A 23,589-nucleotide genomic window follows, 5' to 3' on the forward strand; every position below is an offset into this window, starting at 1 on the left:
GCAAAATAACAGATATCGTTGGTGGTTAAAAGTGCTATTTAGTCGGAAAACGCCAATTTTTAGCGTCTTCCGATGAACGACTGTGATTTATTAATCCAGCGTGAGTACGCCATTTTCAGTGGCGACCAGCACAACATCGGCGCCGCGATTCGCAAAAATGCCGTTGGTGACCACGCCGACAAGCCCGTTGATAGTCGTTTCCAGTTCACGTGGGTTAACAATAGACAAATTATGTACGTCTAAAATAACGTTCCCGTTATCGGTAATTACGCCTTCACGATAAACCGGGTCGCCGCCCAGTTTAACTAGCTCGCGGGCCACGTAAGAACGGGCCATTGGAATCACTTCCACAGGCAGCGGGAAGTTGCCCAGTACGGGAACCTGTTTGCTGTCATCCACAATACAGACAAAGGTTTTTGCTACCGCTGCAACAATTTTTTCACGGGTCAGCGCCGCACCGCCACCTTTAATCATATGTTTGTGTTCGGTGATTTCATCAGCGCCATCTACATACACATCCAGCGCATCCACTTCGTTCAGCGAAAACACTTCAATACCGTGGGCCTTTAGGCGTTCGGTAGATGCGTCTGAACTTGAAACAGCACCAACGATGGTATGTTTAATCTCTGCCAGTGCATCGATAAAAAAGTTAACTGTTGAGCCTGTGCCAACGCCAACAATGGTGTCAGCCTTAATGTATTTTACGGCCGCCTCGGCCACCGCTTTTTTCTTTGCGTTCTGATCCATAGGGTTTCTCCAAAGTTTTGCTGAAGTTTAACCGAAAAATGCGCAACCTGTTTATTTTTGTTCTGAATCTGCACATCACTGAAAGCCCTGGCGAGCAAGGGCCAAAAGCGTGTGAAAGATTATCGCGCTGGTCTGAACACGTGTGACGGCGTTATCACCATATCAAGGGGGAAATCCCAGGGTTCGATGGGCAGATGATCAACGTGTTGGCAATCGTGGGCCGTACCAATAAGGAGGGGGCGGTTCTCTCGGTGTCGGTAAGGCGCTAACACCCTGTCGTAAAAGCCTCCGCCCATGCCCAAACGATTCCCATCAGCGTCGAAGCCCACTAGCGGCATTAAAATAAGCTGGTGGTGGGAAAAAGGCACCACGTCTGGGCACCGCAAAACCGGTTCCTGAATATTGAAGCGGTTTCGGGTGAGTACGGTGTTTTGGTGGTAGCGCAGAAATAACAAATGCTGGCGGTTAAAAGGGTGGATAACAGGCAGACTGAGGATTTTGTCTGCCTGATTTGCTGAATTTATCACCGCCTGTAAACCGACCTCACCGTCGTTCTCCAGGTATGCCGCCACTGTATTCGCCCGCTGCCATTCTGGTAGCTTGGTGAGCTGTTCTGCGAGCATGTGGGCTGCGTCATGCTGTGCTTCCGGTGTCAGGCTATTGCGCTGGGTGCGTAAGCGCTTGCGTAAATCGCCTCGGGATAATCCTTCACTGGGTAAACTTGCCATCTGCTATAAGGTAAAAGCTTAAGATTGGCGATAGTGTATCACCATTCAACGGCCGGGCGGTGACGTAATCGGCAGGTATCCGGTTGGTTTCATCCACAAATAACTCGTCACTTACAGCAACGAGGGGAGTGCAGGGATGATGCTTGCGTACCTTTTCCAGTGTTGCGTGACTACAGGTAGACGCCGACATGATTACTAAATCGTAGGGTTGTGCATCTATCAGCGCCATGGCTTGTTGCTCGTTGTCGGCAAGGTCGGCTTGCAAACGGACGTCTGCCAGGGTTGTCACCATTTCCTGTTGATGTGCTTCGTCTTGCTCTACAAAAAGAATGCGTGGCGATTTCATGAGTAGCGGCATTATCTTCTGTATTGGATCTGAAGATGCAGCATCCAATTCTTCATTGTTGCCTGGTGCCGGTTTCGTGTGAACAGGCTCTACGGTAACGGAGAAAGTCACCAAGGTGCCCGCGCCCGGTGCGGACTTTACTTTAAGCTTACCGCGCATTGATTCAACAAGCTTAGGTAGCGCCCCATTCTGTCGGTTCGACACAAAAGCGAGCAACTGCTCATCAGACATACCGTGACCGTTGTCTCTAACGGTAATGATCAATTCATTGTGGTAGTAATGCACACTCATCTCAATGGGCATGTTCTTTTGCGAATATTGCAATGCATTACCCGTGACTTTCATGATGACTTTGCCCAGTTGGGTTTCATCCAACAACAAGCTTTCAGGCACATTACCATCGAGCTTACCGCGAAACGTCATGTTCTTCTGTTTGGCCAATCCTTCCAGACTATGAAAAATATGATGGAAAAAAGGCCGGGTGGGGGTGTAGTCCGTTGCGGCGTGTTCAACGCCCCCAGCGACAGCTTCGGTAGCAAGAATACTGTTGACCGCCCGCATCAGGCCGAGGCCACTTTGTTCAATAAGTCCCAGTGAATGGCGGAATAACGGTGGTAATGCCGATGCACGAGATTCTTCCTGCAACAAATTGCTGAATGTGCAAATCGATTTCAGCGGGGTTTTAAAGCGGTGGCTAATATCGCTCAGGTATCGGGCTTTAAGGGTATTCACCTGTTTCAGTACATGGTTTTGTTTACGTAGTTCCAGGTGTGCAATAACACTACGCCCTAATGTCGCAAGTGCATTGCGTTGCAAGTCGGTGAGGGTGCGAGGCTCTCGGTCAATGGCGCAAAGTGTGCCCAGCGGGTAGCCTGTTGGCGTAACAAGCGGTGTGCCTGCGTAAAAGCGAATGTTAGGTTCGCCGGTAACCAGCGGGTTATCATGGAAGCGCTTGTCGAGCAGGGTATCGTTCACTTCCATCAGTTCATCTTTCAAAATCGCGTGGCCGCAGAATGAAATATTGCGATGGGTCTCGTCGACATCTAAACCGACTTTAGATTTAAACCACTGACGGTCTGGGTCCACCAGGCTGATAAGTGCGATTGGCGTTTCGCAGATCTCCGAAGCCAGGCTGGTAATATCGTCAAGGAGGTCTTCGCTTTGGGTGTCGAGAACACCGTAACTGAGTAATTCGGCCAGGCGAGCCTCTTCATTTTCCGGTAATGGGGGCTGGATCATAAATCCTCGTGATTGTCCTTAAGTCACAAAAAAAAGCGCCCGGAGGCGCTTTTCAAAATGGAAATATCGCCCCTTAGCTTATAAAGCGTAGGTGCTGATGAACAATTGTTCCAGTTTTTCGTGGTCAACATCCACGGCCACGTCCACCATGTTCGCTTCATTCCAAAGCGGGCTTGGCGTAGAGCCAGCCGGTGCGATAACGGTTTGCCCGCGATCCAGTTCGCCGGTACCTACACGGGCGTGACCGCTGGTAATAGCAAAGTACTCAGGGTGAACCAGGTGAGCGAGCGGGAACGAGTCGTGGAAGAAACACACTCGCTCGTCGCGGTTGGCTGAATAGAAGTCCACATAAAACTGCGATACTTTTTTCACAAAGCCGCCCAGTTTGTCGTTGCGGGCTTCCAGCTCATCCAAAAATGCTGGCGTGAATGGCGTTTTCAGCGTGACATCCAGACCAAACATCGTGACTTTCCAGTCGGCAGCAAAAACAATTGCTGCGGCATGGGCATCGTTCCAAATGTTCGCTTCAGCTACCGGGGTTACGTTGCCAGGCACAAACGCCGCACCACCCATAATGCTTACGCCTTTAATGAGTTTGGGTAATTCAGGCTCAAGACGCAGTGCTAATGCCAGGTTACCCAGTGGGCCAATCGCAACGAGGGTAATTTCACCAGGATACTGGCGCGCCATGTCGACAATAAATTGTGCAGAGCTGCGTGGGTCCAGTTCGCGCTTCGACGCTTCCGGGAAAGTATTACCAAAGCCGTCGTCACCGTGCACGAAGTGGGCATAGCCCGATTCGGGACCAACCCATGGCATACCTACGCCTTGCGTTACTGGAATATCTTCACCAGCCAGTTCACACAGGGTAAGCGCGTTGCGGGCAGACATGGTTACCGGTACGTTTCCGAATACGGTGGTCAGGCCCAGCACTTCAATTTCAGGGTGTTGGAAGGCGAAAAATATCGCCATTGCATCATCGATACCCGGATCGGTATCGAGAATAATTTTGTGAGTCATAATTATCCTTGTGAACTATCGGGCATGCTTAGCCAGAAAACGATCGACTTCTTTTTGTTGTGGAATAGATTGCGCTGCGCCTTCACGGGTAACCGCTATGGCTGATGCCGCACAGCCACGAACGAGTGCCTGTTTAGCATCGGTGTGATTACTGTAGGCCGACAAAAAATAGCCGATAAAACAGTCGCCTGCGGCAGTGGTATCAACCGCATCTACGGTGAAAGCATCCACTTTGATGATGTCGCCGCTCTTACGCAGCATCATCACACCGTCTTTACCCATGGTCAGGATCACTTCGCCCTGTTTCCAGTTCTCTTTAAACCAGCTGATGATGTCTTCAAACTCATCTTGTCCGGTAATCGCTGCGGCTTCCGTTTCATTAACTATGAGTAAATCAACGCATTCCAATGGCAGCGACTTAACCGACTCGCTCATAGGGGCGGGGTTAAACGCCACTTTCAGACCTTTCTCTTTTGCCTGTGAAAGAATGTCTGCAATGCTGCTGGTTTCGTTCTGAGTCAGTACCCAGTCAGCAGACGTGGTATCGCTTAACGCTTTACGTACGGTGGCATCGGTAATGGTTTGATTGGCGCCACCAAACAACACAATGGCGTTTTCGCCGCTAGGCGTGACTTGGATAATCGCGTGACCAGACGGTGTTTCACCGCAAGCCATATACTGACAATCCACACCGTGGCGAATAAGCGTTTGTTTAAAAGCGGCATCAGACTGGTGAATAGCACCTACGTGCTTCACATCTGCGCCAGCGCAGGCCAGTGCAATAGACTGATTGGCACCTTTGCCACCCAGTAACTGACTGTATTTTGTGGAGGCCAGGGTTTCACCCGGGCGTACGAAATGCTCTACATGGTAGACGTGATCGATGTTTATTGAACCAAAATTGATAACTGCCATTTCTACTTCCGTCGAAAGAGGGCGCCTTCCAGAATGCCGCTGTTCATCGTTCGCCCGTGAACCGAAAGATTCAGGGCGGAAGACTCGTCATTGCCGTAGGCTTCTCGGTACGCGCCGAGCTTGCACAATAGCAACAATGTCATCTTCCTAGGTTTAAAGCATCGGCCAGGGACATGAATGAACTGGCGAACATTCCAGAAGACATAGATTATAAAAACAGCGCAACAGAGTATATCAAACGACAGGCTTCGTGAAGCGGATCACCTGCATAAGTTTACATTACTTTGTAAAAAAACACTGAATTATTGGCTCAAAGCCTGTTGTGGTAAGGGGTTCGCATCCTGACCATTTGGTTAAGCTTGATGCTTAATTAAACAGGTTTGTATCATCAACAGGAGCGATCCTAAAGCATTCCGGTTGCGGTTGAAAGAGGCATTGATTCAAGTGCGCAATCGCTGAGCACGAAAATGGGTTAAACTGGGTTTTAATACGCCTTTTTGTTAGCATGGCGGCAATTAACCAATGGAATTTTTTCGTGGAAAAGCAACTTGATTATGACCGCGTGACTAACACGCTGTCGCAATATGATGTTATCGCCGACGGCGCTGAGCTGCAGGGCATTCTTTGCGGTATGTTAAGCGGCGGCATGCCGGTATCGGAACGCAAATGGCTGGATGTGTTAAAAGACACGCTGAACCAGGGCGCGGCGTTCCCGCCGGAGCTGGAAAATATGCTCACCGATGTATTTAATAGCTTATGTCAGCAGTTGGTCGAAGCTGAATTTACCCTCAGTCTGATGCTGCCCGACGATAAAGCGCCTATTAATGATCGCGGTTTGGGCCTGATTAATTGGGTACAGGGCTTTATGCTGGGCTTTGGTTTGTATCAGCAAGACATGATGCAATGCTCTGAAGATGTAAAAGAAGCGTTGCAGGACTTCTCTGACATCGCGCGCATGGAAGAACCCATGACAGAAGATGAAGAATCTGAGCGAGCACTTTTTGAAGTGGTGGAATACGTGAAGATTTCCGCACTGCTGTGTTTCAATGAGCTGGGTCAGTCACTCATTGAAGATCAAAAAGATAAACCATCGGTACATTAATTATGATTAGTCCGCAGGAATTTATAGCTCGACAGCATCGTCTGCTTGCATTGTGCGAGCCGGAAAGTGTTTGTGTTATTCCTGCGGCGAGTTTAGTGACCCGCAGTCGCGACACCGAATACACATTCCGGCAGGACAGCGATTTCTGGTACCTCACCGGGTTTGCCGAACCTGACGCCTGGCTGCTGTTATCGAATCATAGCCAATTCTCCGACCCGTACCGGGCCATGGTATTCCGCCCTAAAGATAAACAGGCTGAAATCTGGCAGGGCAGAAGGCTGGGTGCTGATGCTGGGTTATCTGAATTTTCTCTCGACGAAGCGTTTGTTTCAGACGAATTGCCCCATGTGTTGAAAGAATGGCTGGGCGGACACGACCATGTGTATTTCCCGTTCGGCAATATGGCGGCAAGTACAGAAATACAGCGCGCTTGTACAACACTCGCAGCCGCGCCTAAAGAAAATCTCGCTCCGGGTGCACTACACGACATCCTGCCACTCATTCATGAGATGCGCCTGTTTAAATCTTCCTGTGAAGTCGCGTTAATGAAGGCTGCAGGCAAAATATCGGCCCGCGCACATTGCCGCGCCATGAAATTTGCCCATCCTGGCTGCTTTGAGTATCAGCTTGAAGCTGAACTGCATCACGAATTTGCTATGTCTGGCGCGCGAAGTCCGGCTTACGGCACCATCGTAGGCAGTGGCGACAACGCCTGTATCTTGCACTACACCGAAAACGCCGATGAAGTAAAAGACGGCGACTTGATCCTGATCGATGCCGGCGCAGAATACTTCGGCTACGCTGGCGACATCACGCGTACTTTTCCGGTATCGGGTACATTTACGCAGCCCCAGCGGGAAATTTACCAACTGGTGTTAGATGCACAAATGGCCATTCTTGACCGCATCGGACCAAGAATGACCCTTACTGAAGCCGGTAATGTGGCGGCCGAAGTGATCACCGAAGGGCTGATTAAACTGGGGCTGTTATCTGGTTCGGTAGCAGAAAATCTTGAGGCGTTGTCGTATCGCGAATTTTTCATGCACGGCATTGGGCATTATCTCGGCCTGGATGTGCACGATGTAGGTGATTATCGTCTGGATGGTGAAGAACGGCCCCTGCAGCCAGGCATGGTGATCACTATCGAGCCAGGTATTTACATCGCCCCAGATGCTGATGTGGATGCGCAGTATCGCGGCATAGGCGTGCGAATCGAAGATAACCTGGTGATCACGGCTACCGGGGCAGACGTAATCACGTCCGATGTACCAAAAGAAATCGACCAGATTGAAGCATTAATGAGGAAGTCTTAACTGGTGATCCAGACAGATATCGTAATTGTGGGTGGCGGGGCCGTGGGTCATGTTATCGCCCGTGGTTTGCTTGCCCATACTTCTTTTTCCGTGGCACTTGTCGAAGCCAATCAATATTCAGCGTCGGCCCATCATCCTGGCTTCGACGCCCGTGTTATCGCCTTGGCGAAACGCACCGTTGATGAGCTCAGCAGTTTAGGTATCGACGTTAATCATGCCGGAGCCGTGCCTATCCGTCATATTCAGGTATCGGATAAAGGGGCTGCGGGTTTGTGCCAGCTCAATGCGTCCGATTTTCATGTTGATCACTTTGGCAAAGTAGTGTCATTACATCAACTGGGTGCGGCGCTTCAAATTGCTCCCGACACCGATGACTTTACGCTGCTTTGCCCGCTCACAGTGGATACAGTAGAACGAAAGCAGGATGGCGTTTTATTGTCTCTTAGCGATGGGCAACAAGTATCGGCCCGATTAGTGGTGCTGGCAGACGGCGGGCGTTCCGGGCTGGATGAACAGCTTGGTTTTGAACGCCAGGAAGACGATTACGGCCAAACTGCCGTCATTGTAAACGCGTTAACTCAGAAACCGCACAATCATAAAGCTTACGAACGTTTCACTTCACAGGGGCCACTGGCTTTTTTACCTTATGACCCTGGGCTGGCGAGCGGACAAGAAAATGATCAGGGTTTTTCTGTGGTATGGACAGTGCCGCCTGAAAAGGTGGATAACGTTATGTCGCTTGGCGATAACGACTTTAAACGATTATTGCAGCAAGCTTTTGGCTGGCGACAGGGCGCTATCACGCAAGTCGGTGAACGTAGCGCTTATCCGCTGGTACTTAAACAAGTGACGACGCCCGTAACGCACCGAGCGGTGGTGTGTGGTAATGCGGCGCAATCCCTTCATCCCATTGCCGGGCAAGGTTTCAACCTTGGCTTACGGGATGCAATAGGCTTAGTGAAAACCTTGGCAAAAGCCGACGACCCCGGCGCGTTTTCTGTTTTGCGGGAATATCAGCAAAGCCGAAGTAAAGACAAACAAGCCACCATTACGCTTACTGATGGGTTAGTGCGTTTATTTTCAAATAATAACCGTGGCCTTACCGGGCTTCGGAATGTGGGACTGGTCGCCATGGATAATTGTCCGTCGTTGAAGCAGGCGTTTGTCAGACAAACCACTGGATTTGCGCCTGGCGCTTAAGGAGAACTAAGTGGAAAATGTGGATATCGCCATTGTTGGTGGCGGCATGGTGGGATTAAGTCTCGCGTCGGCATTAGACAGCAGTGGCCTTAATGTGGCCGTGATCAGCAATCAGCCTTTCGAACAAGCGATGCCGGAAGCCCCCACATTGCGCGTAAGTGCAATAAACGGCGCGAATCAGCAAGTATTAACCGACATGGGTGTGTGGCAACGCATGCCGACCAACCGTTTAAGCCCTTACAAAACCATGAGCGTGTGGGATAAAGATAGCTTCGGTCGTATCGATTTCAGCCACGACGATCTCCCCGCGCCGCAGCTTGGTCATATCATTGAGAATCAATTACTCACCAACGCCCTGGCAGAAAAAGTAGCGCAGCAAGCCTCGGTAAAATTGATCGAGGCGAAAATAGACAAAGTGCTCACCGGCCAGCGTGAAACCATGCTGATGCTGAACAACGACGAAGTGATTGCCTGTCGATTGCTGGTGGGGGCCGATGGCGCCAATTCCTACATTCGTCAACAAGCCCAGTTTCCGCTGGCATTTAAAGATTATGGCCACACTGCCATTGTCGCCACCATTCGCACCGAGAAGCCCCATGGCCAATGTGCCAGACAAGTTTTCACGCCCGACGGGCCATTGGCCTTGTTGCCGTTGGCGAACCCTAATGAAGTGTCCATTGTGTGGTCTCAACGTAACGAAGTGGCGCAAGACATTCTCGCTCTGGATAATGACACATTCAGCCATCGCCTTACGGCGACCAGCGACAGTGTGTTGGGCGTATTAACCCTCGACAGTGAACGCATGTCTTTTCCGCTAACCATGCGTTATGCCAGACAATGGGTGAAACCCGGTGTGGTGATCATTGGTGATGCTGCACATACTATCCATCCCCTTGCTGGGCAAGGCGTGAACCTGGGAATGCGCGACGCTTTCGCATTGGCTGACACATTGAAAACGTGTGTACAGCAAGATGTGGATTTTACCGATGTGGCACAGTTACGTAGTTTCGAACGTGCAAGAAAAGCCGATGCCGCTGCCGTGATTGCCGCCATGGACGGTTTTAAAACATTGTTTGCGGGTGATAATCCACTGAAAAAACTAATTCGTGGAGCCGGACTGGTGGTGACCGATTCCCTACCGGGACTAAAGCGTCAGTGGTTGGCGCAGGCAATGGGATGGTAGCAGGGCGCCACCGAACAGTAATTCGAGCACTGAAAGGATATTAAACCCCAGCGACTTCCATCGTTCGTTTCTGGGTTTGAGGGTGAAAAATTTCGTACTCAGCCTCAAGCTCAGAAATAAGCTTTATGGTAAGTACAGAGCTGTCGTACAGTTCCGCAACCAGCATACGATCATAAGCATCCTCTATGCTCTTGATCAACAAGCGCTTGCTGTCACAATAGCGGGACAGGGCAGACAGCAAAATAGAGTTAACCTCTTTCAGATTGCTTTCCAGTTTGTTTTCCATGGTAATTGCCTGAGACAATAATTTTCGTTACGCGTTTGGTGTTTGTGACAAAACTGAACGCTAAAGACTCGCGCTTCGTCGACAATAGAAGACATCCAGTATACTGCGTGGAAATATCAGGTAATTTAGACAAAAGTATAAAAATCAAAAAGGGAATTCCAATGAACAAACGCGCATTTATGAAACTTACCGCCGGTTTCGGTGCCATGACTGCCATGGGTTCAGCGCTGGCATCAAACGCATCTGTATCCACCTCCGGGCAACAATCTAACGCACTGCAACCCATCACCGGCAACGTAAAGCCAATTAGCAAAGCAGAGCATGAAGGGCGGATTAAAAAAGCCCAGCAACTCATGGTAAAGCAGGGGCTGAGTGCGCTCGTTATCGAGCCCGGTGCATCTATGACTTATTTCAGTGGCATGCAGTGGTGGCGCAGTGAACGTCTCACCGCGCTGGTTATCCCCCAAGAAGGTCAACCTGCCGTTGTCACCCCATTTTTTGAAGCCCCTAGCGTGAAAGAATCTCTGGCCATCGATGCCGAGGTGCGGGTGTGGCAGGAGCACGAAAGTCCGTTTGTTCAGGTAAACGAAGCACTGAAAGCCCGCAAGCTTGATAAGGGCAAAATCGGTTTTGAAAATACCGTCCGTTACTTCGTACTGAATGGTCTGATGTCGCTAATGACAAAGTGCGAACATGTACCTGCAGAACCCGTGATTTTGGGCTGTCGCATGTACAAGAGTACTCATGAACTGGAACTCATGCATAAAGCCAACGAAGTCACGTTAAAGGCTTACGAGCATGTGTACTCACAACTTGAAATTGGTATGGCACAAAGTGATGTTAAACAGATTATGGCAGCCGCGCAGCAGCAATTAGGCGGTTCATCCATTTGGGGCCTGGTATTGTTCAACGAAGCTAGCGCTTACCCTCACGGTACCAGCCAAAAGCAGGTGATCAGCGAAGGGTCAACCGTTCTCATGGACTGTGGCTGCGCTGTGCACGGGTACCAGTCAGATATCAGCCGAACCTGGGTGTTCGGCGAGCCGTCAAAGAAACAGCGCGAGGTGTGGAATGCCGTGCATAAAGGTCAGCAAATTGCGTTTGAAAAAGCGCAGAACGGCACACCAACCGGTAAAGTAGACGATGCGGTACGCGAATATTACGAAACCTTGGGTTACGGGCCAGCATACGCATTACCGGGATTGTCTCACCGAACCGGTCACGGCATTGGAATGGAAGGCCACGAAAAAGTGAATTTCGTCCACGGAGAAACCACCAAACTCGCACCCGGCATGTGTTTGTCGAACGAACCGGGTATTTATATTCCGGGTGAGTTTGGCGTGCGATTAGAAGACTGTTTATACATGACTGAATCGGGCCCGGCCTGGTTTACCGAGCCCCCAGAAAGTCTGGATAAGCCGCTAGGCCGTTTAAGCCCGATGGCTTAGAAACTTACGTCCCATTGCAAGCGCCAGGTGGTGCGGTCGCCCACTTCAATGTCTGACTGTTCCATACTGATATGGCTAACTTCAGCGGTCACCTTGTTGTCGTGACCGCGAATGAACCAGTTGAGCGCCAGCGACTTCTCAAAGAATTCGTCAGCATTATCGGCGGTGTTCGGGTCGTAGGTGGCATAGCGTACGGCAATTTCTAAGGGCTCAGGCCACCAATCAAACGCTTCATGCACAAAGTAACCTGCCTGTCCGTAATATCCGGTCAGGCGAGTTTTTATGCCGCCGTTTATTCTGTCGGTAACCGACTTTTCGTGAAATTCAGCCTGCGCATTAAAGCCCTGGTAAAAGTAGGCCGCATCAATAACGTATTGCTTCACGTCATACTGGCCGGCCGATTCACCAATATCCACATTATCCAATGCGCCGGCACCGGATGAAGAGAATCGAGTATAAATGCTGCGGTATTTTGCGCCTGCTATAGCCAGTGCCGCTTTGGGTTTTTCAGAGCGTTTAATGTCACTGTTTTTAAAGCCCACTTCTTCGCCAAGAAAATTCCACTGCAAGCGACCCGAATACAAGTTCTCCCCATCATGGTTATTGTATTCGCCGCGGCCCGAGCCGGTGTAAACGCCCGCCCAATAATTCATGTTCAGCGCACCGCCGCCATCGAGATGACCGTACACCGAGGCACCTTGCTGACGGTCTATGGTGAAAATGCGGTTGATAATGGAGCGATCCATCATTTGCTGACCACCACTACTTACGCTGCGCTCACGAGAATATTCCACTTTCCACTGGCCCACTTTGAATTTCAGCGCATCGTATTTTTCCACCATGATAGTGGCATTAAGTGTGCGGTCGTCGGCGACCTCGTATTCCCAGTAGTATTTCAACCAGTCACGCACCATATGACCACCCACTTTGAGGCGGGCACGATTCACGTCAAACTGGTTACCACTTTCACGAATGAAGTCACCGGGATCGTTCGGCTGACCAAGGCCAGGATTTGCAAAGCGAGTTTGTACACGTCCGCGCACTTGCATCAGGTATAGGCCGTCGTCACTTTCGAAAATAAGGCCCTTACCGTCATAGTTAGCGAGCGCATCAGACAACCCCGATGCAGACACGTTAAAAGAGATAATGAGGAATAGGGTGGTTAAACGTTTACATATAAAAGCAGACATGGAACAACTTGAGGACGGAAAAAAAGGAATGCGAAGTGTAAATATTTTCAGTCGGTGATCAAGGCTGAAAGTCATAAAAGTGTCACCAAAGTGTCATAAATCGGGATTGGTACCACGAGGATCAAAAAAACGGTCGAAACACAGACCGTTTAGTCATTCCACTTTAACGACAATTCATCCAATTCAGATCGCTATACAATGCTTTTTTACGTTCACCCATTTACACAAAAACGCATTGTAAACGGGCCGCTGTAGACTACCCCTGTAACCGGCTTTTGATGAAGTCTGCCAGTGTACGGCTTACCACGGGATGCTGAATGCTTTGGTTAAACAAACAAATGTTCACCTTGCCTAAATGGGGTAACCGGTTGTCTTTCAGCACCGTCAGGTTTTCCGGCATACTCGAGCGGGCGAGGGCGGTAATGCCTAAACCTTGTTGAATGGCTGCCACCAGACCGCTCAAATCCGCATTGGTATAACTGATTTTCCAGGAACGGGTTTGCTGTTTTAACTCGTCGATTACCCGGCTGCGATACATGCAGCCATCTGGCGCTAGCACTAGCGGAATGTTCTCACCCACAAATGGCCGGTTAGCATCGCCTACCCACACCACATCATCTTCCAGCACCAGTTCACCGTCGTCAGATTTTGCATCGGGATTCACTAACGCTAAGATTAAATCGAACTGGTTGCGGCGGGACGCATGCAGTAAATCCCGGCTTAACGATGAGGTAACTTCCAGCGACACATCAGGATAGCGCTTGGAGAACTCGCCAATTAAACCCGGCAGTAGGGTAGAGGCAAATTCATTAGGAATGCCCAAACGCAAGCGGCCGCTTAACGGCGCTGGCGTGAGCGCCCGGAAAATGCCGTCGTTCAGTTCCAGCAGTTCCTTGGCTTTCGGGTACAGCCAGTTGCCGTCGGCGCTGGGCATGTGCCGCTGTCCCACTTTGGTGAACAGTTTGCGGTCGAGCTGTTCTTCCAGCTTTTTAATTTGCAGGCTTATAGCGGGCTGGGAACGGCCAAGAAAATCCCCAGCTTTGGCATAGCCACCTTGTTCAATCACGCTCACAAAGGTGCGCAGGTTATCTAACGACAGTTGTTTCATAATGATTTGAAATGCTGATGATACGACTGCCTTATATTATATTTGCAAATGTAATGATAAGAAATTCCAATTTGATTGGTCTTTTGTCGTAACCCTATACTTTGTGCTGTTTTTAACACATCGAAATGGACAAAGTCGCATGACGAATACTACCGCGTTACACGCCAAGCACCTGGAAGCCGGTGCCAAAATGGTCGATTTCTTTGGCTGGGATATGCCAATTAACTACGGTTCACAAATCGAAGAGCATCACGCGGTACGTCGTGACGCCGGTATGTTCGATGTTTCTCACATGACCATCGTTGATTTGACCGGTGCGCAGGCAAAAGATTATCTGCGTTACCTGCTGGCCAACGATGTAGCCAAGCTGCAGGTAAAAGGCAAAGCGCTGTACAGCGGTATGCTGAACGAAGAAGGCGGCGTGGTTGATGACCTTATCGTTTATTTCTTCGACGACACCAATTACCGCCTGGTAGTGAACTCTGCTACCCGCGAAAAAGACATGAACTGGCTGAACGATAAAGCCAGTGGTTTCGATGTCACCATCACTGAAAAACCAGACTTCGCCATGATTGCCGTTCAGGGCCCGAATGCGAAAGAAAAAGCCGCTACCCTGTTTAGCGCCGCGCAAAAAGAAGCGGTTGCTGGCATGAAGCCGTTCTTCGGCGTGCAGGCAGAAGATCTGTTCATCGCCACTACCGGTTACACCGGCGAAGCGGGTTATGAAATCATGGTACCAAAAGCGCAGGCCGGTGCTTTCTGGCAAAGTCTGCTGGACGCTGGCGTGAAGCCATGTGGTCTGGGCGCCCGTGATACGCTGCGTCTTGAAGCCGGTATGAACCTGTACGGTCAGGACATGGACGAAACCGTTTCGCCACTGGCCGCCAACATGGGCTGGACCATTACGTGGGAACCAGAAGATCGTGATTTCGTGGGCCGTAAAGCCCTGGAAGCACAAAAGCAAGCCGGCACCGATAAGCTGGTAGGCCTTGTAATGACCGAGAAAGGCGTACTGCGTCACGGTCAGAACATCCGCACAGAAACAGGAGAAGGCGTGATCACTTCAGGCACCTTCTCTCCAACATTAGGGCATTCCGTCGCACTGGCCAGAGTACCTGCCGATACTGGCGCAACAGTAGAGGTGGAAATGCGTAAAAAGTGGGTTACAGTAAGTGTTGTTAAGCCCAGCTTCGTGCGCAATGGTAAAAGTGTATTGTAATCCCAACATCAAGGAATAATCAGGAACTAATTATGAGCAATATCCCAACCGATTTACGTTATGCATCAACTCACGAGTGGGTTCGCCCAGAAGGCGACGGTGTATTCACTGTAGGTATTTCTGAGCACGCTCAGGATCTGCTGGGTGACATGGTTTTCGTTGATCTGCCAGACGTAGGCGACGCTGTAAGCACTGGCGACGACGTGTGTGTAGCTGAATCTGTAAAAGCCGCTTCAGACGTATACGCGCCAATCAGCGGTGAAATCGTTGCGATTAACGAAGCGCTGGAAGATTCTCCTGAGCTGGTAAACAGCGACCCGTACGGCGACGGCTGGTTATTCAAAATTAAAGCAGATGACGCCACTGAAGTAGAAGGTCTGCTTGACGCAGAAGGCTACGAAAACAGCATCGACGAAGAGTAATCGTCGCGCGCAGCTAAACATCTACAAGGCGTTAAAGGGGCAGGTTATCACGCCCCTTTTGTTTATCTCATCCATTGCGAGTGCTTAACAATACTATGTCGAATTCATCTGTTTCTCTGGCTCAGTTAGAGCAAAAAAATGCCTTCATCCGCCGTCATATCGGTCCGGGTGAAGAAGAAATTCAGGCCATGCTGGCCAAAGTTGGTGCCGAGTCGCTAGACGATTTAATGGCGCAAACCGTACCTGCTGCTATTCAGCTGGACAAGCCTATTGAAGTCGGTGAAGGACAAACCGAAGTTAATGCACTGGCAGCGCTGAAAGCCGTTGCGGGTAAAAACAAAATCAACCGCTCGTTTATCGGTATGGGTTATTACGACACCCACGTACCCAACGTAATCTTAAGAAACGTGCTGGAAAATCCAGGCTGGTACACCGCGTACACGCCGTATCAACCAGAAATCGCCCAGGGCCGTCTGGAAGCTATCCTGAACTTCCAGCAGGTCACTATGGATTTAACCGGTTTGGAACTAGCGTCTGCATCACTGCTTGACGAAGGTACCGCCGCTGCTGAAGCCATGGCACTGGCCAGGCGCGTTTCTAAAAACAAAAAAGCTAACCTGTTCTTCATCGCTGACGACGTTCACCCGCAAACCAAAGACGTGGTAGAAACCCGCGCAGAAATGTTTGGTTTCGGCATTGTGACCGGTCCTGCTGCTGAAGCGGCTGATCACGACGTATTCGGTGCACTGTTGCAGTACCCGACGTCTACCGGTGAAGTGAAAGACATCAGCGACATCATCGCTGCCGTTCAGGCGAAAAAAGGTATCGTAGCGGTTGCTGCCGACCTGATGAGCCTGGTAATGCTGAAATCCCCTGGCGAAATGGGTGCCGACGTGGCGCTGGGTAGCGCACAGCGTTTCGGCGTACCAATGGGCTACGGTGGTCCACACGCTGCATTCTTCGCCACCAAAGACGCCCACAAGCGCTCACTGCCTGGCCGTATCATTGGTGTGAGTAAAGACACCCGTGGTCGCCGTGCACTGCGCATGGCGCTGCAAACCCGTGAACAGCATATCCGTCGTGAAAAGGCTAACTCCAACATCTGTACTGCACAGGTGCTGCTGGCCAACATGGCATCCTTCTATGCCGTTTATCACGGTCCTGAAGGCCTGAAAACCATCGCGAACCGCATCCACCGTTTTGCCGACATTCTGGCAATCGGTTTAACCCAGAAAGGCATGGCGCTGAAACACAGCACCTATTTCGATACCTTGACTGTGCTGGTGGACAACAAAGCCGAAGTGCTGGAACAGGCTTACGCCCGTGGCATGAACCTGCGTGCAGACATCGACGGCGCGGTGGGTATTTCACTGGATGAAACCACTAACCGCGAAGATATTCTGGCGCTGTTCGACGTGCTGCTGGGTCTGGAACACGGCCTGACTATCGACGGTTTGGACGCGGAAGTCACCACTCAGGGCAGCAAGTCTATTCCTGCTGAACTGGTACGTACCTCAGATTTTCTGACTCACGAAGTATTTAATTCGTATCAGTCTGAAACCGAGATGCTGCGTTACATCAAGTCGCTGGAAAACAAAGATCTGGCGCTGAACCACTCAATGATTTCTCTGGGTTCATGCACCATGAAACTCAATGCCACTGCCGAGATGATCCCGGTAACCTGGCCTGAGTTTGGTCAGCTGCACCCGTTCGCCCCGGTTGATCAGGCTGGCGGCTATAAAGAAATGATTGATGAGCTGAGCGACTGGCTGATCAACATCACCGGTTACGACAACCTGTCTATGCAGCCTAACTCTGGCGCACAGGGCGAATACGCCGGTCTGCTGGCGATTCAGCGTTACCACGAGAGCCGTGGCGAAGGTCACCGTAATGTGTGCCTTATCCCAAGTTCTGCTCACGGTACTAACCCGGCGTCTGCGCAAATGGTTAGCCTGAAAGTGGTTGTAGTTGCCTGTGATAAGAACGGTAACGTTGACCTGGCCGACCTGCGTAAGAAAGCAGAAGAAGTGGGCGATAACCTGTCTTGTGCCATGATCACGTACCCGTCTACCCACGGTGTGTACGAAGAAACTATCCGCGAAATCTGTGACATCGTGCACGACCACGGCGGTCAGGTTTACATGGACGGTGCCAACATGAACGCACAGGTAGGCATTACTGCGCCTGGTTTCATCGGTTCAGACGTATCGCACCTGAACCTGCACAAAACCTTCTGTATCCCGCACGGCGGTGGTGGCCCGGGTATGGGTCCTATCGGTGTGAAATCGCACCTGGCACCTTTCCTGCCAAACCACACGGTTGTGAACATTGAAGGTACCGGCAAAGACTGTGGTGCTGTATCTGCTGCGCCATGGGGCAGTGCGTCTATTCTGCCAATCAGCTACATGTACATCAAAATGATGGGCTCTGCTGGCCTGCGTAAGGCAACTGAAGTAGCAATCCTGAACGCTAACTACGTTGCTAAGTCGCTGGAAGGACACTATCCGGTACTGTTCAAAGGCCGTAACGAGCGTGTTGCCCACGAATGTATTATCGACCTGCGCCCACTGAAAGAAGCCTCAGGCGTTACCGAAGTGGACATCGCCAAGCGTTTGAACGACTACGGTTTCCACGCGCCAACCATGAGCTTCCCGGTAGCCGGTACGCTGATGATTGAGCCAACAGAATCCGAAGCCAAATACGAGCTGGACCGCTTCATCGAGGCTATGGTCAGCATTCGCAACGAAATCGCCAAAGTGGAAAGCGGCGAGTGGGATGCCACCGACAACCCGCTGCACAACGCACCACACACCCTGGCCGATATCTGCGACAGCGACTGGAACCGCAGCTACGACCGCAACGTTGCTGCTTACCCGGTAGCCACCGTAGCCCGCAATAAGTTCTGGCCAAGCGTAAACCGTATCGACGACGTATACGGTGACCGTAATCTGGTGTGCAGCTGTGCGCCGATTGAGAGCTATATTGAGGAGTGAGGTTTCTGACATCGTTCATTATAGATTGGGAACGATCTTTATAGATTGGGAATACTATTAGAGATTGGGAATTCCGATCATCAATACTGAAAGGCGAGCCAAAGTTAGCTCGCCTTTTTTATAGTGAGTGAACTGACCTTCATTTCGCATTATTTTTTCTTACGCATTCAGCTCACCAAGCAGTTTTGGCTTATATTCCGACCACCTTGCTAAGGATAAGATGTTACGAACGTCTATTTTTAAAAGAAAGATGTTTGTTTACTTCTTATAGAAGCAGTCATCAAGATAACTTAAGCTCAACTGTAACTATCTAATTACGTTAAATTGCTGTTGGCTCAAATTCCAATTATAGTAGATTCTGAAGTTAGTTTGACTCGATTGGCCTTTGCCTTTATTCTTTAAATTCAGTTGTTTATTGTGTTCACGGTGTTTGCTGGTACTGCAAACCTCCTCTCATCAAAGTATACCTCACACAGAATGTATAACACGGTTTCTCATGGACGAAAGAAATAAAAAGTATTACCGGGCGTTAGATAACGTTGAACTACTAAGAGACGAAAAGTCGTCTAAATCTCTCCCGTTAAAAAGGCGTGATGCTTTCGTAACTGAACTTCTTTTTACAGAAACAGTTCTAGATCAGCTTAAACAAAGCGGAAAGTTTTCTACTGGCTGGTGCCGTGTAAAGTTAAAGAAAAGAAGGGAATTCGAGAAAAATCAAATGCTTTGGGTGAAGTTTCTTCACTCTGCTGCAAGTCAGCATGAAAAGGATACAGACACTCTTTTCAAAAAGATAATTTGCAAGGACTCGCATACTGCAGGTTTCATTATGATTGGGTGGGACGAAAAGCTTAAACAGTTCACCATCTGTAGTAATGGCGTTAGGAATGATAGTTCTTCAAGTTATGAGTTGAATGAACTTCCTCATCTGTTTATTGACCTTAATAAGATGACCCAGAATCTTAGAATTTTATTAGGTTCGAACCAGCAAGAAAGCGCTGATTTTTTTTGTGAAAAATACTTGCAACAGTTTGATATAAAGCAAATTATGGAGCTGTTAGCCCATCGACTCCTACTGAATAATGGTTTTTTTTCTATTGAGCGAGTAGATAATAAACCTGTTGATGTTGACGCAATAGAAATTGTGAATAATGAGCGCATAAGGGTTCATGAATTTAAAAGAAAAGACGTCATACATAAACCATCCTTTAAACGAGTGCTGAAAAATTCAGCACAGGAGCCAGATGAACATCAATTGCAACTGTTGGTTTATCAGTCTTTTTTCTGCGAAAGTGAAATTGATTCGGATATAAAAAAATACATTGATAAATTCGAAGTCGGCGATTTTATAGAGTCGCAATCAGCGAAACAGTTCTTAGACAGACTGATAATAAGCAAAAAAAGATCTCAGAGTGATATTTCTAAAATAAGAAGTAAAATTAGAGATAGATTTATAGACACTGGATTTGTAGAGAGTACGGATGACTGTGGCAGCTTCGGTTTGGATAAGTCGCATTTTTATATGGTTGAGATGTGTAGTAAAAACAGTAGCCTTGAATATCAGTATACAATTGCAGACTCTTCGGAGCTTTTAGTTAATTCGAAAGAAAAAAATTCCGATGATGGTTACCGGTTGATTTTGGATGATATAGTTCAGCCCACTCAAAATGGATATATATTTAATCCGGAAATTTCCATAATTACAAAAATGATCACTCCTAAAGATTTTTGCTCTTTTACATTCACTATCGCCGGTGAAAGTGGTTCTTATGAAAGCTCTTTTCGGCTGCAGCACGTTATATCCAGAAAAGATTTTGATGTTGTGTGACGTCGCTACCGAGTAAGTCTCAGCTTGTTAACATGACGAGCTAGGTGTATTGGAATAAATAACAATTACAAATGGATAGTTTATAATGCCCCAGACCAAGCAGGACGCCTTAAGCTTTCTTGAGACTCAATGGTCAAGTATCAATGACAACAAAATAAAAGGTATTAAAGCTGAAGCGGAATTCAGACAATACCTTGAAGATAATGAGATTCATTACATCCCGGGCGGATGGATACTTACCCCGGGAAAAAATACAAATGTTAAAATTCCCAGCGAACATAAAATCTGCCTTCTGCCGATGGAGAAAGGTTTTAGTTGGTCAAAAAAAAATGCGCACCTGTTTATCAGTCCTGCGTTGATATCTGCGTATAACTATTTTCGGCAGGTTGGCGTTAAAACATTTTTTGTTGAGCCTACCAATGTCGACGAGACAGCTTTTTCAGTACCAAAGAAGTCCACTGGAACGAAGAGAGCTGTTTATCCCCGACCTTATGACCTTCGTTTTAATACAATATCGCCCAGTGGTGGGTTAGCAAAAGTTGACTATGCAGAGGTATTCAGCTCATTTCCACCAAGGGATGGGAATCGAGGACTTCGCTGCTATAGTCAGAATAGAATTTCAATTCACTCAGCTCCATGGAATGACAGTGAGTTATTAAAAGGCTTGTTCTGGTTTGAATATACACGATATTTCTGCCAGGTAGATTTTTTGATATCAAATAATGACTTGGATCTTTTTATTATTGGTAAGTCTGGCGGTGCATACCCTATCGAACTTAAGAGTAAATCTCCGGTTATTGATAACTCATCTGGCGACTGGTTTGGACTGGATATTGGCCCTTTTGCAAAGATGGCATTTTTTACTGCTAACAGTATGAACACTGATGCTCTTTACATAGTGCAGGAAGTTGATGAACAGCGTACCCTCGTGCAGTGGCTGGGTATTAGATTTACACAACTGGTAAAGTCTTGTTCATGGGTGGGGCAGGCAGGTGGACAAGGTATGAGCGGAGGCGCATCTTCGACAATTAAGGTTCCAAAAGCAGCGTTTACAGAGCTTTCCATTCTTTTGAGAGAACTTTAGTTTAAATTTTTAACGAGTATGTGGCCTGAGACTGACGCAGTTTAGTTTTATTTAATATTGAAAAGGAGTTTTGTTATGCAGATTTCTGCAATTGAAGCTATTACAAAAGGGATGGTCACAGACCGTGCTAAGAAAATCCTCGATGAAAAAAAGTATACCGGATGCAGCTCAATTGATATCACATTACGCACTGTTCTTCATCGTTCCGACGTGGGAACAAAAATTAAAGACGGAGACAGCTTTTTTGAAGGTGTATCTGAGTCGTACAACTTAAGCGTAGAGCCTCAAGAAACTGTTTACCTCATTTCTGAAGAGTTTATTAGCGTTCCCGCGGGCTATGTCGCATATGTATTTTTAAAAAATAGATATTCACAAAGAGGCTTACTGGCTTTTAACACCGGCATAGTAGATGGTGGATATAATGGACCAATTGCGACCTTGCTTACGAACATATCATCGGAAACTATTGACTTAAAATCAGTAAACGGCGGAAGGTTTTTTAGAGTGGTTTTTCATAAAATTGATATGAATGAAGATGAAGTTAAGGCGGTGAAAAACACTTATTACGAATATGAAGAGTACCGATACTACAAAGCACGAGACCTCCTGAAGCTTCCGAGATTTTTCCAGAACCCTGACAAAATAAAAAAACAAATAACGGAGTCATTAAACGAGAAAGCACTAAATTATGGAGTCATGAAACTAGGTGCGATTATCGGGGTAGCGGGTCTATTAATGATTTTAGTTCCGCCTCTTACCACACTCACGACAAATGCTATTTTGGGAAGCGTGCCTCTGGGTAAAGAGTTATGGGAACTCAAAAATGAACAGTTAGAGCAAAGAATTTCTGAACTGGAAACTAAATTATCTTCGCCCGGGACCAAGGGGACTTGTTCAGTTGGGCCGAGCCTGTAACAGATTCTGTGTAACTGCCATTTAGTTAATATGCTTTTCGAGGCGTTCCTCGAACTCGATAATAAAACGACTCATAGCCTGACGCCAGTTCTGAATGGGCATTGTCCATTTTTTGCTGGCATCTTTAATCGCTAAGTAAATCATCTTCTTAGCTGAATCATCACTTGGGAAGATTTTCCGCTTTTTAATAGCCTTTCTGATAACGCTGTTGAGCGACTCAATGGCGTTGGTGGTGTAAATCGCTTTGCGGATATCCTCAGGGTAACTGAACAGCGTATTAAGGTTTTGCCAGTGATTGCGCCATGATTTAGCAATTTGTGGGTACTGGCCGTCCCAGATTTCACTGAAGCGTTCCAGTTCAAGCAAGGCTTCGTCTTCAGTGGCTGAGCGGTACACCCGCTTTAAATCTGCTGTTACAGCCTTGTAGTCTTTCCACGATACATACTTTAGTGAGTTGCGCACTATATGCACGATACACAGCTGGATGTGGGTCTGAGGGAAAACGGTGTTAATAGCATCAGGGAAGCCTTTCAGACCATCCACGCAGGCGATAAGAATATCTTCGACGCCACGCTGCTGAAGCTCCGTCAACACGTTTAACCAGAACTTAGCGCCTTCATTCTCGGCAATCCACATGCCCATCAGTTCCTTGTGACCTTCAGTGTTGATACCCAGAGCCAGAAAGATGGACTTGTTGATGACCCGCTTATCTTGGCGAATCTTCACGACGATGCAGTCCAGGTAAACAATCGGGTAAACGGCATCTAGAGGACGTGACTGCCATTCAATCACCTGCTCAATAACTGCATTGGTGACACGAGAAACGAGCGTGGGCGATATCTCAGCGCCATACCACTCCTCAAAGGCATTGACGATGTCACGGGTGCTCATGCCCTGTGAGTACAGCCAGAGGATTTTCTCGTCCATGGAAGTGAAACGGGTTTGGTGCTTTTTGACAAGTTTGGGTTCAAAGGAGCCTTCACGGTCGCGAGGCGTATCGAGTTTAAACTCGCCATCTTCGGTTTTGACCCGTTTACTGCTTTTGCCGTTGCGGGTATTGGTCGACGTGGACTGTTGATGTTTTCCGTAGCCAAGATGCTCATCCATCTCTGCGTTTAGTGCCGCTTCAACGGTGATCTTCTTCAACATCTGACTAAATTCGTTCAAGTCCTCAGGTGTTTTAATCCCTTTGGCCGCTTCCATTGCGAAAGCTTCAAGCTCTTTCTTGTTCATTTGCATCTGCCTATCCTTAACTCTCAATAGAGTATGTTGAGATAGGCAGTTACACAAAATTAGTTACAGTCTC

At 48.5% G+C, this 23,589-nt stretch carries 20 protein-coding genes and 1 other RNA gene; 11 read left to right on the forward strand and 10 right to left on the reverse strand.

Annotation, left to right across the window (positions count from 1 at the left end):
- Positions 1-90 precede the first annotated feature (90 nt).
- The 6 genes from rpiA to ssrS form a co-directional block, all read right to left on the reverse strand.
- A complete protein-coding gene (rpiA, locus tag BFC18_RS08165) occupies positions 91-747 on the reverse strand; it encodes a ribose-5-phosphate isomerase RpiA (protein ID WP_070125061.1) in 657 nt (218 codons plus the stop codon).
- 119 nt (positions 748-866) lie between these two features.
- Complete coding sequence (locus BFC18_RS08170) at positions 867-1,475, reverse strand: 5-formyltetrahydrofolate cyclo-ligase (protein WP_070125062.1); 609 nt, start codon at positions 1,473-1,475, stop codon at positions 867-869.
- On the reverse strand, positions 1,456-3,060 hold the full coding sequence (locus BFC18_RS08175; RefSeq protein WP_070125063.1) for a GAF domain-containing protein: 1,605 nt from the start codon (positions 3,058-3,060) through the stop codon (positions 1,456-1,458). The genes BFC18_RS08170 and BFC18_RS08175 overlap by 20 nt, the downstream gene beginning before the upstream one ends.
- 78 nt (positions 3,061-3,138) lie before the next feature.
- The gene (locus tag BFC18_RS08180) at positions 3,139-4,080 is read right to left on the reverse strand and encodes a nucleoside hydrolase (protein ID WP_070125064.1); all 942 of its coding nucleotides are present in this window, start codon (positions 4,078-4,080) and stop codon (positions 3,139-3,141) included.
- Between the two features lie 15 nt (positions 4,081-4,095).
- Entirely contained in the window at positions 4,096-4,995 is a 900-nt protein-coding gene (locus BFC18_RS08185; protein WP_070125065.1) for a ribokinase, read from the reverse strand.
- A 21-nt stretch (positions 4,996-5,016) separates the two neighbouring features.
- Positions 5,017-5,199, reverse strand: a non-coding RNA gene (gene ssrS / locus BFC18_RS08190) — 6S RNA.
- Positions 5,200-5,530: 331 nt separating this feature from the next.
- On the opposite strand from ssrS, the gene BFC18_RS08195 reads away from it, so the two are divergent.
- Genes BFC18_RS08195 through BFC18_RS08210 form a run of 4 tightly spaced genes read left to right on the forward strand, consistent with a single transcriptional unit; the run spans position 5,531 to position 9,793 of the window.
- Positions 5,531-6,097, forward strand: a complete 567-nt coding sequence (locus BFC18_RS08195) for a UPF0149 family protein (protein WP_083272975.1) — start codon at positions 5,531-5,533, stop codon at positions 6,095-6,097.
- A 2-nt stretch (positions 6,098-6,099) separates the two neighbouring features.
- Positions 6,100-7,410: a Xaa-Pro aminopeptidase gene (gene pepP, locus BFC18_RS08200; RefSeq protein ID WP_070125067.1), complete on the forward strand. Its 1,311-nt coding sequence runs from the start codon at positions 6,100-6,102 to the stop codon at positions 7,408-7,410.
- 3 nt (positions 7,411-7,413) lie between these two features.
- Positions 7,414-8,610 (forward strand): 2-octaprenyl-6-methoxyphenyl hydroxylase, encoded by a 1,197-nt coding sequence (gene ubiH, locus BFC18_RS08205; RefSeq protein ID WP_070125068.1) that lies wholly within the window; start codon positions 7,414-7,416, stop codon positions 8,608-8,610.
- Positions 8,611-8,620: 10 nt separating this feature from the next.
- On the forward strand, positions 8,621-9,793 hold the full coding sequence (locus BFC18_RS08210; protein ID WP_083272972.1) for an FAD-dependent monooxygenase: 1,173 nt from the start codon (positions 8,621-8,623) through the stop codon (positions 9,791-9,793).
- 40 nt (positions 9,794-9,833) lie between these two features.
- Here the strand turns inward: BFC18_RS08210 and BFC18_RS08215 are convergent, their stop codons facing one another.
- Positions 9,834-10,097 (reverse strand): hypothetical protein, encoded by a 264-nt coding sequence (locus BFC18_RS08215; RefSeq protein ID WP_211481019.1) that lies wholly within the window; start codon positions 10,095-10,097, stop codon positions 9,834-9,836.
- A 143-nt stretch (positions 10,098-10,240) separates the two neighbouring features.
- Here BFC18_RS08215 and BFC18_RS08220 point away from each other — a divergent pair, with 143 nt between their 5' ends.
- Entirely contained in the window at positions 10,241-11,527 is a 1,287-nt protein-coding gene (locus BFC18_RS08220) for a M24 family metallopeptidase (RefSeq protein WP_170826578.1), read from the forward strand.
- Here BFC18_RS08220 and BFC18_RS08225 read toward each other — a convergent pair.
- The gene (locus tag BFC18_RS08225) at positions 11,524-12,717 is read right to left on the reverse strand and encodes a porin (protein ID WP_083272973.1); all 1,194 of its coding nucleotides are present in this window, start codon (positions 12,715-12,717) and stop codon (positions 11,524-11,526) included. The genes BFC18_RS08220 and BFC18_RS08225 overlap by 4 nt on opposite strands.
- 256 nt (positions 12,718-12,973) lie before the next feature.
- Positions 12,974-13,825, reverse strand: a complete 852-nt coding sequence (locus BFC18_RS08230) for a LysR family transcriptional regulator (RefSeq protein WP_070125071.1) — start codon at positions 13,823-13,825, stop codon at positions 12,974-12,976.
- Between the two features lie 139 nt (positions 13,826-13,964).
- Here BFC18_RS08230 and gcvT point away from each other — a divergent pair, with 139 nt between their 5' ends.
- The 6 genes from gcvT to BFC18_RS08260 all read left to right on the forward strand — a co-directional run bounded on the left by gcvT (position 13,965) and on the right by BFC18_RS08260 (position 22,283).
- Entirely contained in the window at positions 13,965-15,044 is a 1,080-nt protein-coding gene (gcvT, locus tag BFC18_RS08235) for a glycine cleavage system aminomethyltransferase GcvT (RefSeq protein WP_070125072.1), read from the forward strand.
- A 32-nt stretch (positions 15,045-15,076) separates the two neighbouring features.
- Complete coding sequence (gene gcvH, locus BFC18_RS08240) at positions 15,077-15,466, forward strand: glycine cleavage system protein GcvH (RefSeq protein ID WP_070125073.1); 390 nt, start codon at positions 15,077-15,079, stop codon at positions 15,464-15,466.
- A 95-nt stretch (positions 15,467-15,561) separates the two neighbouring features.
- On the forward strand, positions 15,562-18,459 hold the full coding sequence (gene gcvP / locus BFC18_RS08245; RefSeq protein ID WP_070125074.1) for an aminomethyl-transferring glycine dehydrogenase: 2,898 nt from the start codon (positions 15,562-15,564) through the stop codon (positions 18,457-18,459).
- A gap of 496 nt (positions 18,460-18,955) precedes the next feature.
- On the forward strand, positions 18,956-20,284 hold the full coding sequence (locus BFC18_RS08250; protein ID WP_070125075.1) for a hypothetical protein: 1,329 nt from the start codon (positions 18,956-18,958) through the stop codon (positions 20,282-20,284).
- An 85-nt stretch (positions 20,285-20,369) separates the two neighbouring features.
- Complete coding sequence (locus BFC18_RS08255) at positions 20,370-21,368, forward strand: hypothetical protein (RefSeq protein ID WP_070125076.1); 999 nt, start codon at positions 20,370-20,372, stop codon at positions 21,366-21,368.
- 75 nt (positions 21,369-21,443) lie between these two features.
- Positions 21,444-22,283 (forward strand): dCTP deaminase domain-containing protein, encoded by an 840-nt coding sequence (locus tag BFC18_RS08260; RefSeq protein WP_070125077.1) that lies wholly within the window; start codon positions 21,444-21,446, stop codon positions 22,281-22,283.
- Between the two features lie 21 nt (positions 22,284-22,304).
- Here the strand turns inward: BFC18_RS08260 and BFC18_RS08265 are convergent, their stop codons facing one another.
- Entirely contained in the window at positions 22,305-23,516 is a 1,212-nt protein-coding gene (locus BFC18_RS08265) for an IS256 family transposase (RefSeq protein ID WP_139138946.1), read from the reverse strand.
- Between the last annotated feature and the right edge of the window lie 73 nt (positions 23,517-23,589).

The sequence above is a fragment of the Alteromonas confluentis genome (genome assembly GCF_001757105.1).
Lineage (GTDB): Bacteria > Pseudomonadota > Gammaproteobacteria > Enterobacterales > Alteromonadaceae > Alteromonas > Alteromonas confluentis.

What these genes read in the sequence shown, in the direction of transcription:
- rpiA (WP_070125061.1), bottom strand. Translation starts at nt 747, where the DNA reads ATGGATCAGAACGCAAAGAAAAAAGCGGTGGCCGAGGCGGCCGTAAAA.
- BFC18_RS08170 (WP_070125062.1), bottom strand. Translation starts at nt 1,475, where the DNA reads ATGGCAAGTTTACCCAGTGAAGGATTATCCCGAGGCGATTTACGCAAG.
- BFC18_RS08175 (WP_070125063.1), bottom strand. Translation starts at nt 3,060, where the DNA reads ATGATCCAGCCCCCATTACCGGAAAATGAAGAGGCTCGCCTGGCCGAA.
- BFC18_RS08180 (WP_070125064.1), bottom strand. Translation starts at nt 4,080, where the DNA reads ATGACTCACAAAATTATTCTCGATACCGATCCGGGTATCGATGATGCA.
- BFC18_RS08185 (WP_070125065.1), bottom strand. Translation starts at nt 4,995, where the DNA reads ATGGCAGTTATCAATTTTGGTTCAATAAACATCGATCACGTCTACCAT.
- pepP (WP_070125067.1), top strand. Translation starts at nt 6,100, where the DNA reads ATGATTAGTCCGCAGGAATTTATAGCTCGACAGCATCGTCTGCTTGCA.
- BFC18_RS08220 (WP_170826578.1), top strand. Translation starts at nt 10,241, where the DNA reads ATGAACAAACGCGCATTTATGAAACTTACCGCCGGTTTCGGTGCCATG.
- BFC18_RS08225 (WP_083272973.1), bottom strand. Translation starts at nt 12,717, where the DNA reads ATGTCTGCTTTTATATGTAAACGTTTAACCACCCTATTCCTCATTATC.
- BFC18_RS08230 (WP_070125071.1), bottom strand. Translation starts at nt 13,825, where the DNA reads ATGAAACAACTGTCGTTAGATAACCTGCGCACCTTTGTGAGCGTGATT.
- gcvT (WP_070125072.1), top strand. Translation starts at nt 13,965, where the DNA reads ATGACGAATACTACCGCGTTACACGCCAAGCACCTGGAAGCCGGTGCC.
- gcvH (WP_070125073.1), top strand. Translation starts at nt 15,077, where the DNA reads ATGAGCAATATCCCAACCGATTTACGTTATGCATCAACTCACGAGTGG.
- gcvP (WP_070125074.1), top strand. Translation starts at nt 15,562, where the DNA reads ATGTCGAATTCATCTGTTTCTCTGGCTCAGTTAGAGCAAAAAAATGCC.
- BFC18_RS08250 (WP_070125075.1), top strand. Translation starts at nt 18,956, where the DNA reads ATGGACGAAAGAAATAAAAAGTATTACCGGGCGTTAGATAACGTTGAA.
- BFC18_RS08255 (WP_070125076.1), top strand. Translation starts at nt 20,370, where the DNA reads ATGCCCCAGACCAAGCAGGACGCCTTAAGCTTTCTTGAGACTCAATGG.
- BFC18_RS08260 (WP_070125077.1), top strand. Translation starts at nt 21,444, where the DNA reads ATGCAGATTTCTGCAATTGAAGCTATTACAAAAGGGATGGTCACAGAC.
- BFC18_RS08265 (WP_139138946.1), bottom strand. Translation starts at nt 23,516, where the DNA reads ATGAACAAGAAAGAGCTTGAAGCTTTCGCAATGGAAGCGGCCAAAGGG.